Source organism: Mesorhizobium sp. P2_A8 (assembly GCF_056404935.1).
Genome location: NZ_JBFUDB010000007.1, coordinates 458,303 through 467,916, shown reverse-complemented (window position 1 = coordinate 467,916; position 9,614 = coordinate 458,303). Strand labels below are relative to the sequence as shown.

The following is a 9,614-nucleotide window of genomic DNA, read 5'->3' as shown; positions in this document are numbered from 1 at the left end:
GCATCAGCCCGACATCATCGGCATGTCGGCGCTGCTGACCACGACCATGCCCTATATGAAGGTCGTCATCGACACGATGAAGGAAAAGGGCATCCGCGACGACTATGTCGTGCTGGTCGGCGGTGCGCCGCTGAACGAGGAATTCGGCAAGGCCGTCGGCGCCGATGCCTACTGCCGCGACGCGGCGGTGGCGGTCGAGACCGCCAAGGACTTCATGAAGCGCAAGCACAATTTGCGGACTTGAGCACAGCAGTTCGATCCATGTTTGTGACCGAGAGCGCCGTCATGCACCCGGATGGCAAGATGGCCAGAATCGCTTGGCTGGAAGGAGGCTGAGGTCCGTATGCGCATCGAATCGATCAAAGTCTATCAGGTCCTTCTGCCCGTCAAAGGCGGCGCCTACCGGATGGCTAGCGATACCGTGCAGAATCTGGATAGCACACTCGTTGAAGTGACCACCGAGGACGGACTGTCAGGCTGGGGTGAGACGTGCCCGGTCGGTCCTGTCTATCAGCCCCAACATGCTCTGGGTGCGAGAGCAGCAATTGCCGAAATGGCGCCGGGACTCATTGGTGAGGACACTGCGTCCATGCGCCGCCTCGCGAAAAGAATGGACGAGCGGTTGAATGGTCACAACTATGCCAAGGCGGCCTTGGACATAGCTCTCCTCGACCTCGCCGGCCTGCGGCTGGGCGTTCCGGTTTCAACACTTCTGGGCGGGGCGCTCACCGATCGTGTGCCGTCGTACTACTCGACTATTGTCGGTGCACCGGACGAGACGGCGCGTATTGCCGTCGACAAGGTCAAGGCCGGATACCCACGACTTCAGATCAAGATAGGCGGACGGGATCTCGAGCAAGACGTCGCCACCGTGCACAAGGTATGGGAAGCGGTTGGCTTCAAGGCCCGCATAGCCGTCGACGCCAATCGTGGCCTCACCGCCGCGGCGGCGCTGCACATCGATCGGCTTTGCCAGGCAATCCCGTTCGTGTTCGAACAGCCTTGCAACACCATGGAGGAAGTCGCGAGTCTCAAGGGACGCGTAACCCATCCGGTCTACCTCGATGAGAATACCGAGGATTTGAATGCCGTCCTGCGGGCAGTTTCTTCAGGTATCGCGGACGGATTCGGATTGAAGGTCACCCGCCTTGGCGGCCTCACCAAGATGGTCACGGTCCGCGACCTGTGTGCGATACGATCGCTTCCGCACAGCTGCGACGACGCCTGGGGTGGGGACGTCATCGCCGCGGCATGTGTGCACCTCGCCGCTACCGTCGAGCCGAGCCGTTTTGAGGGCGCCTGGATCGCGCAGGAATATATCGAAGGGCATACCGATCCGGTAAACCCCGTCGTCATCGAAAACGGGCATATACGCGTCCCGCAGATGCCAGGGCTCGGTGTCAAGCCTGAGCGCTCCCGTCTCAAGGCGCCTGTCGCGACTTTCGGAGGCTGAGAATCCTGTGATGGTCGCGGCGATTATATCTGGCCAGTATCGTCGGCAGCTAGCCGCGGAAGTGCTTTTGCGAACCTCCAGAAAGTCTGGCGGGGCGCCTGGGGCCGGCGCCGCAGGACTTCATGAGCCGCAAAAAAGCCGATATGCAGGATGCGTGGTATTGATAGCCTCAAGCCATCAAAAGCCGGAGATTCTGCATGCGACTGACAGTGCTCGTTGCCGCCCTTTCGATAGCCTTGCCTGCGGGCGCCTTCGCCGGACCGGCGTCCGACGCGGTGAAATTCTTCTATGTTCCGGCGGTCAAGTTCGAGGCCGACGAGCGATACCGGGATCGGTTCACCGAACCGGTGACGAACCTATTCGACCTGAACGACCAGGCAAAGAAAAAGAACCCGGACGAGGTCGCCTGCATCGATTTCGATCCTGGCCTGGACGCACAGGACTTCGATCAGAAGACTGTCTCGAAAACGCTGAAACTGGCTGAGAAGGTGGATGCCGACAATGCCGAGGTTACCGCGTCCTTCAGCCTTTTTTCGGAAGGCGATGATTCCAAACGTGAAATGGTCTGGTCGCTCAAGAAGGTCGACGGCAAATGGAAGATATCGGACATCGCCTCCAAGACCAGCGACTGGAAGCTCAGTGCGCTGGAATGTATGGGCGGCCAGACGCCGGAGTGAAGCGATGGCCCGTCGCCCGTTCCTGGCACTGTCGACTGTATGCCTGCTGGCGGCGGGTTTGAACGCCGCTGCCGCGCAAGGACTGTTCGGTGCGCCGCCGGCGAATACCCCGGCCGACACCGCCCCGGCTGACAGCGGGGCGCCGCCGGCAACTGCGCCCGGCGGTGCCGTGGAACCGGCAACGCCGCCAGTCGGATGGTCGCCATCCGATGCCGCGCCCGCCGCGCCGATCCAGCCGGGGTCACCGACGGCGGTTGTCAGGCCGTTTTACGATCAGGTCGGGCTGGAGATCGATCCTGCGCAGCGCAGCCATTTCATCGATCCTGCGAAAACCGTGCTCGACAAGAGCGATGCCCTGCGCAAATCGGGGCAGGGCGAATGTCTCGACCCCAACATGGCGCTCGACAATGCGGACTATGACAAGGCCGAGATCGACAAGAGCCTGAAGACGCTTGAAGCGATCAATGGCGACCAGGCCAAGGTCATTGTCGCCTTCGTCGTCGCCGGCAATCCGCACCGGCTGGAATGGAAGTTCAAGAAGGTCGACGGCGACTGGAAGATATCGGACCTGCTGTCGGTGACGGGCGAATGGGCGCTGAGCCAGTACCAGTGCGAATGAGCGGGAGACTAACCGCGCCCGCGATAGGGCGCGACCCCTGTGTCGGGCAACCAGGCGCCTTCCGGCGGCGCACCGGTCTGCCAGAAAACGTCGATCGGAATGCCACCGCGCGGAAACCAGTAGCCGCCGATGCGCAACCACAGCGGTTTGGTTGCCGCCACGATGCGGCGGCCGATCATGACTGTGCATTCTTCATGGAACGCGCCGTGGTTGCGAAACGAGGTCATGAACAGTTTCAGCGACTTCGATTCCACCAGCAGCCCGTCAGGGGCGTAGTCGATGACGATATGGGCGAAATCCGGTTGGCCGGTGACCGGGCAGAGCGAGGTGAATTCCGGGCAGACGAAGCGCACGATCGCCGGCGGGCCGTCGCCGCGCGCGAACGGCACGGTCTCCAGGATCGCCTGATCGGGGCTCTGTGGCGTCTCGACGTGCGCGCCGAGCTGAGTGAGGTTCTTGGTTACGGTCATGGGCAGTATTTCCTTCGAATTTGCCGCTCCTTAGCATCGGACCGAAAAGTGCGCAGCGGTTTTCGGATGAATCCGATGATTAAAAATAGGATCAGAAGCAGCGCACGCTGCTTCTGCACAATTTGAAACAGCAGGAAGACGATGACCAGCAACGATCCGCTTCTCCAGCCCTATCAGCTCAAGCATCTGACGCTGAAGAACCGGGTCATGTCGACCAGCCATGAGCCGGCCTATTCCGAGGACGGCATGCCGAAAGAACGCTACCGGCTCTACCACGCCGAGAAGGCCAAGGGCGGCATGGCGCTGACCATGACCGCCGGCTCGGCCATCGTCTCCCGCGACAGTCCGGCCGCCTTCGGCAATCTGCATGTCTATGACGACCGGATCGTGCCGTGGCTTGCTGAGCTCGCCGATGCCTGTCACGAGCACGACTGCAAGGTGATGATCCAGATCACCCATCTCGGCCGCCGCACCGGCTGGAACAAGGCCGACTGGCTGCCGGTGCTCTCGGCCTCGCCGGTCCGCGAGCCGGCGCATCGCGCTTTTCCCAAGACCATCGAGGACTGGGACATGGAGCGCATCGTCGCCGACTATGCCTCGGCCGCGCAGCGGTGCAAGGCCGCGGGCCTCGACGGCATCGAATTCGAAGCCTACGGCCATCTGCTCGACGGCTTCTGGTCGCCGGCCACCAATCAGCGCGACGACGAGTTCGGCGGCTCGCTCGACAACCGCCTGCGCTTCACCAACATTGTGCTCGATGCCGTGCGCGCGGCGGTCGGCGAAAAGTTCGTGGTCGGCATCCGCATGGTCGCCGACGAGGATTTCGAGAAAGGCCTGTCGAAACAGGAGGGCGTCGAGATCGCCAGGCGGCTAGCCAACTCCGGCAAGGTCGATTTCCTCAACATCATCCGCGGCTCGATCGAGAGTGACGCAGCATTGACCAAGGTCATCCCGGTGGCCGGCATGCGCTCTTCGCCGCATCTCGATTTCGCCGGCGAGGTGAGGGCGGCGACAAAATTCCCGACCTTCCATGCAGCGCGGATTTCCGATGTCGCCACCGCGCGCCACGCCATCGCCACCGGCAAGCTCGACATGGTCGGCATGACCCGCGCCCACATCGCCGATCCGCACATCATCCGCAAGGTGATGGAAGGCCGCGAGCACGAGATCCGTCCTTGCGTGGGCGCCACATATTGCCTCGACCGCATCTACGAAGGCGGCGAGGCGCTGTGCATCCACAATGCGGCGACCGGCCGCGAGGCCGATATTCCGCACATCATCGCTAGGGCCGAAGGACCGCAGCAGAACGTCGTCGTCGTCGGCGCCGGCGCCGGCGGGCTGGAGGTTGCGCGGGTCGCCGCCGAGAGGGGCCACAAGGTGACGGTGCTCGAAGCCTCGAGCCAGGCCGGTGGTCAAATTCGGCTGGCGACGCAGAATCCGCGCCGCAAGGAATTGATCGGCATCATCGACTGGCGGCTGGCCGAACTCGACCGGCTCGGCGTCGAGATCCGCTATGACACCTGGGCGGAGCAGGACGACGTTCTGGCGCTGTCGCCAGACGTGGTGGTGGTCGCCACTGGCGGCCTGCCGCAGAACCCGCCGCTGACGGCCGGCGACAACCTCGTCACCTCGAGCTGGGACATCATGGCGGGCAGCGTCAAGCCGGCCGAAAATGTGCTGCTTTTTGACGACAATGGCGGCCATCAGGGCATGGGCGCGGCCGAACTGATCGCCAATGCCGGCTCGAAACTCGAACTCGTCTCGCCCGAGCGCTTCTTCGCGCCGGAAATGGGCGGCATGAACCACGTGCCCTATATGCGCGCTTTCCAGGAAAAGGGCGTCACCATCACCATCAACACGCGGCTGCGGTCGGTGCGGCGCGAGGGCAATCAGCTGGTCGCGGAACTGGCTTCGGATTTCACCAACGGCTGGCGCGGCGAGCGGCGGGTCGACCAGGTGGTGGTCGAGCACGGCACGTTGCCGCTCGACGATCTCTATTTGTCCCTGAAGCCGCTGTCGAAGAATGGCGGCGCAGTGGATTACGAGCGGCTGGTGAGCGGTGGCGACATCTTTCCGGCACGCAATCCAGAAGCGCGCTTCGTGCTGTTCCGCATCGGCGACGCCGTCGCCTCGCGCAACATCCATGCCGCCATCTATGACGGCATCAGGTTCGGTCTGCGGATCTGATGCCCGGGTCGTTAGGTTGGCATGTTGAACGGCGTGATGATCTGGATGTTGGACGCGACTGGCGCGACCGACTTCGGCAATGCGCCCTGTGCCCGCATGATGTGAACGCATGCCGTGCGCATGTCCTGCCTGAGATCGTGATGCAGGACGGCTGAGATCCGCCGGCTTCGCAACAATTCGAAATTGTCGACGTCGAGATCGTGGCCAATGAACACCCCGCAGGGCCGTTTCAGTTCGGCGAATGCCTGCACGATGGACGCGTTTCCACCCCCGATGGAATACACGGCCGCAATGTCGGGATGATGTGTCAGTGCGGTGCGGACCAAATCGCCCGTCGGGCGATCGATGCCGTGCCCTTCGCTGACGTCGACGACCCCAAGGTCGGCAAAGTGCTCGCGCAGGGCCCGGCGGAAGCCCATTTCGCGCTCTTCCTCGCCCCGGAACCGGCTGCTGCTGAGGGTGACAAGGACATCGGCGCGCCTTTTACCAAGCCATGCGCCGATCAGGTAGGCAGCCGTTTCGCCGGCGGCGCGGTTGTCGACGCCGACATAGGCCAGCCGGCGGCTGTTCGGCAGATCGGTGACAAGTGTGACGACAGGTATCCCCGACTGGACAACCCGATCCACAGCGGCCGCTATCTCGGGTACGTCAGGCGCCTTGAGAAAAATGCCGTTGCTGCCGCGGCGGGCAATCGCGTCAAGCAGCGAGACGGTGTTTGCCGCCGCCCGTACTTCTGCGAGATGATAGCGCGCCCGAAACACGGCCGGGTGCAGGCCAGGCATCTCGGCTTCCAGCGCCGCTCGCACCGCTTCGGTAAAGCGCACCGGAGCCTCCATGACCAGATCGAGAATGAACTTGCGCCCGGACAAGCCGACCTGGGAGCGTTGTGTCTCCAGTTCGCGGATCGCCTGCTCGATCCTGCGAATGGTGTGCTGACGCACGCCGCTGCGTCCATGCAGAACACGGTCGACAGTGGCGATGCTGACGCCGGCCTGCAGTGCAATGTCTTTTACCAGAAATGGATGCGACATCAGTGGACCTGATCAACTGTGAGGTGTTTTTGAGGTGTTCCAGCTGTGTGCCTCATGTCAGCTAAAGCTATACTTCCACCATCCAGTCGAGACAAGACCAGAGGGAGGATGCCATGAAAACCGACAATTCCGCCAAGCTCAGATCCGATCGCGTTTGGCTCACCGCCGACATGTGCAGCATCGACGACTTCGCCGCGTTGACGCAGCGGGCGACAAACCTGGCTGACTATCCGTTCGCGACCGAGGTCCAGAAAAATGTGCTGATCTACGACGGAGCCTCGGTACGGGCCGCTGCTGCCGATCCGCACAGGCGCAAGGTTCTTCTCGCCGAGTGGGTCGAGGCGATGACCGATGGCCCGGGTGTCGTCGTCTTCCGTGGCGCGTTCGACGACGTGGCGCCCATCGATGCGGCGACGGCAGCGTTCAACGCCATTATCGCTGAAGAGCGTGCGGCCGGGGCAGGTGGTGGCGACCATTTTGCCAAACCCGGCGCCAACGACCGGATATGGAATGCGCTGGAGAAGCTTTGCCTGCGCGACCCGGCAACCTTTGCCGCCTACTACGGCAACGACATTGTCGCGTTGATATCGGAAGCATGGCTAGGACCGGCATACCAGCTGACGTCTCAGGTGAACAATGTCAGGCCGGGCGGCGCGTCGCAGTCGGCGCACCGGGATTATCATCTTGGCTTCCAGACCGCGTCGGTCATCGAACGCTATCCGGTGCATGTCCATCGGATTTCGCCCGTGTTGACGCTGCAGGGTGCCGTCGCCCATTGCGACATGCCGGTGGAAAGCGGGCCCACGCTCTACCTGCCTTACTCGCAGACCTATCTTCCCGGATACCTTGCGATGAACCGCCCCGAATTCCAGGCCTATTTCGCCGAGCACCACGTTCAACTGCCCCTGCAGAAGGGTGATGCGGCGTTCTTCAATCCGGCCCTGTTCCACGCCGCCGGCACCAACCGGTCCGCGATTATCCAGCGCATGGCGAACCTGCTGCAGGTGTCATCAGCCTATGGCCGCGCCATGGAGAGCGTGGATCGCACGCGGATGAGCGCGGTTCTCTATCCCGCGCTGAAACGCATGCTGGAAGAGGGCAGTCTGACCAGGGGGGCGGCGGACAATGCCATAGCGAGTTCGGCGGAGGGGTATTCCTTCCCGACCAATCTGGATCGTGACCCGCCGCTCGGCGGCCTTGCACCGGAAACCCAACAGGCACTTTTCCGCCGCGCGCTCGATGCGAAATGGGAGCCTGCCGCCTTCTTGGAGGCACTCGAAAACCAGGCCTGTAAGAAGCTGACCTGAGAAGGCCTGCTACTGCAATTGGCAGCTATGGTGGCGCGCGGCCGGACCTGCGTACGAGAGCCCGTGTACGCCGGCCTGACCGCGCGCCCGCACGTCACTGGCTCGGCGCCAGACAACGTACGATTCTGTGAGGTTGTGCTGCGTCTCAAACCATCCTGGCGACGGCCATGCAGAGCACGGTGACGACCAGCAGCCACGCGGCAATGCGCTCACCCGTTGCCATTTTGGCGCGCAGTTGCGTTTCGGTTTCCGCATTCGCACCGGCAAGCCGTCTGCTGGGCGCCCTGACCATGCCGCCGAGTACGCCGGCGGCGGCGAAAGCGGTCAGGATGCCAAGCGCCAGCACCATTTCCATCGAGCCGAAATAGGCGCCATGGAAGAAATACCAGAGCAGCGCTCCGGTCAGGAAAACCATGCCGGCCGCGCCCATCTGCGGCTGGATGAAGCGCTCGGCTCGGATATCGGGATCGCGTGCCAGCGTGATCGTGGTGCCGGCCCAGAAAACACCGGCCATGACGTGAAGGCCGATAACGACGATATAGACATACTGCATGACAGGATCTCCTCTTTCGTCCGCCATTGCCATACAGTTAGATATCTAACGGTTAGGTGTCAATGTATAAACCGGTGCCAGTTCCATCGGCCGTTCCCTTGTTCTAGTGTCTGACGATGACGCCTTTCGACCGCCCGCCAGTCGGCATGAATCTCGGCCGCACCGCCAAGCTTGTCGCCCAGGCTTTTGACGCTGCCTTGGTCGAAGCCGGCGGTACGCTGCCCGTCTGGCTCACTCTGTTGTCGGTCAAGTCGAGCAAGCTTGCCAATCAGCGCGAGCTCGCCGGCATGATCGGCATCCAGGGCGCGACGTTGACCCATCATCTCAACGCGATGGAGACACAGGGCCTGCTGACGCGCCGCCGCGATCCCGTCAACCGCCGGGTTCATCTCGTCGAACTGACCGAGGCGGGAGAAGCGATGTTCGAGACACTGCGCAAGGCAGCACTTGTCTTCGACAAGCGGCTGCGGGTGGGATTGCCCGACGAGCGGCTGGCGGAGTTCGCACAGGTGCTGGCGGTGTTGCGGGCCAATGTGGAAAGCTAAAGTCGGACTGGCTCAGTCGTCGTAGCCCTTGATGGCCCCGAAGGTGTAGTGGCGCAGCTTCAGCGCGGCGATCAGATTGGTCAGCTTCGTCTTGCCATCAAAACCGTCCTGGAACATCTCGTCATGCATCAACAGGATCAGCTTGCCGGGTTTGACGAAGCGGCCGTAGCCGAACAGATGATCGATCTCACTGACGGGCTCGCCGCTGTCCTTGTGCACCCATTCGTGATCCCAGCCGTAGAGATAGAAGCCTGAGGCGGCGACAAACTCGTAGTCGGGCTCCTCGCGGCCTTCCTGGGCAAGGCCAAGCGAGGTGTCGTTCTTCGACATCGAGGGCAGCCTGAACACGTCGCGCCCCGGCAGCCGTGCATGCACCACGGGCTTGAGGCCGAGCACCGCGTTTGCCCGCACCATGTCGGCGACGACGCCTTCGATGTCGGCATAATAATGCTGGTAGCGGTTGTTGGCGTGGCTGTAGCTGTGGTTGCCGAGCGTCACCAGCGGAAGCTGTCTGGCGCGTTGGACGAGCGCCCTGTTTGCGGCACTCGCCTGCGCGTGCATGCCGACCGTGAACATGGTCGCTGGAACCTGCTCGGCTTCCAGCACGTCGAGGATATTGCTGGTGCCGTTCAGCGGTCCATCGTCGAAGGTGAGATAGATGGTGCGATCCGCCCCATGGGCGGGGAACGCAAGGATCGACAGTGCCGCCACGACAAACCGAAACGGTGTCATCACCCGCAATATCCGGTTGCGATCATGACAGGCCGTCATG

At 62.6% G+C, this 9,614-nt stretch carries 11 protein-coding genes; 7 read left to right on the top strand and 4 right to left on the bottom strand.

All coding sequences use genetic code 11. The features are described 5' to 3' along the window. The 4 genes from AC1D10_RS22855 to AC1D10_RS22840 form a co-directional block, all read left to right on the top strand. The coding region (locus AC1D10_RS22855; protein ID WP_477275820.1) for a cobalamin-dependent protein at window positions 1-244 on the top strand (244 nt) is incomplete at its 5' end. Window positions 245-343: 99 nt separating this feature from the next. After that, window positions 344-1,453: a mandelate racemase/muconate lactonizing enzyme family protein gene (locus AC1D10_RS22850; RefSeq protein ID WP_477275818.1), complete on the top strand. Its 1,110-nt coding sequence runs from the start codon at window positions 344-346 to the stop codon at window positions 1,451-1,453. Window positions 1,454-1,650: 197 nt separating this feature from the next. Beyond that, window positions 1,651-2,130: a DUF3828 domain-containing protein gene (locus AC1D10_RS22845; RefSeq protein ID WP_477275816.1), complete on the top strand. Its 480-nt coding sequence runs from the start codon at window positions 1,651-1,653 to the stop codon at window positions 2,128-2,130. Between the two features lie 4 nt (window positions 2,131-2,134). Further along, window positions 2,135-2,749 (top strand): hypothetical protein, encoded by a 615-nt coding sequence (locus tag AC1D10_RS22840; protein ID WP_477275814.1) that lies wholly within the window; start codon window positions 2,135-2,137, stop codon window positions 2,747-2,749. An 8-nt stretch (window positions 2,750-2,757) separates the two neighbouring features. Here AC1D10_RS22840 and queF read toward each other — a convergent pair whose 3' ends face one another. After that, on the bottom strand, window positions 2,758-3,219 hold the full coding sequence (gene queF / locus AC1D10_RS22835; protein ID WP_477275812.1) for a preQ(1) synthase: 462 nt from the start codon (window positions 3,217-3,219) through the stop codon (window positions 2,758-2,760). Window positions 3,220-3,360: 141 nt separating this feature from the next. On the opposite strand from queF, the gene AC1D10_RS22830 reads away from it, so the two are divergent. Beyond that, window positions 3,361-5,406 (top strand): oxidoreductase, encoded by a 2,046-nt coding sequence (locus tag AC1D10_RS22830; RefSeq protein WP_477275810.1) that lies wholly within the window; start codon window positions 3,361-3,363, stop codon window positions 5,404-5,406. Window positions 5,407-5,417: 11 nt separating this feature from the next. On the opposite strand, the gene AC1D10_RS22825 is transcribed toward AC1D10_RS22830, so the two are convergent. Then, window positions 5,418-6,437, bottom strand: coding sequence for a LacI family DNA-binding transcriptional regulator (locus AC1D10_RS22825; protein WP_477275808.1), 1,020 nt, complete (start codon window positions 6,435-6,437; stop codon window positions 5,418-5,420). Window positions 6,438-6,550: 113 nt separating this feature from the next. Between AC1D10_RS22825 and AC1D10_RS22820 the strand changes: the two genes are divergently transcribed. Next, window positions 6,551-7,744 (top strand): phytanoyl-CoA dioxygenase family protein, encoded by a 1,194-nt coding sequence (locus tag AC1D10_RS22820; protein ID WP_477275806.1) that lies wholly within the window; start codon window positions 6,551-6,553, stop codon window positions 7,742-7,744. 145 nt (window positions 7,745-7,889) lie between these two features. Here AC1D10_RS22820 and AC1D10_RS22815 read toward each other — a convergent pair whose 3' ends face one another. After that, a complete protein-coding gene (locus AC1D10_RS22815; protein ID WP_477275804.1) occupies window positions 7,890-8,297 on the bottom strand; it encodes a hypothetical protein in 408 nt (135 codons plus the stop codon). 116 nt (window positions 8,298-8,413) lie between these two features. Here AC1D10_RS22815 and AC1D10_RS22810 point away from each other — a divergent pair, with 116 nt between their 5' ends. After that, entirely contained in the window at window positions 8,414-8,842 is a 429-nt protein-coding gene (locus tag AC1D10_RS22810) for a MarR family winged helix-turn-helix transcriptional regulator (protein ID WP_379096057.1), read from the top strand. Window positions 8,843-8,854: 12 nt separating this feature from the next. Here the strand turns inward: AC1D10_RS22810 and AC1D10_RS22805 are convergent, their stop codons facing one another. Beyond that, window positions 8,855-9,613 carry a polysaccharide deacetylase family protein gene (locus AC1D10_RS22805; RefSeq protein ID WP_477275802.1) on the bottom strand — a complete coding sequence of 253 codons (759 nt, stop codon included), beginning with the start codon at window positions 9,611-9,613 and terminating at the stop codon, window positions 8,855-8,857. Window position 9,614 lies beyond the last annotated feature (1 nt).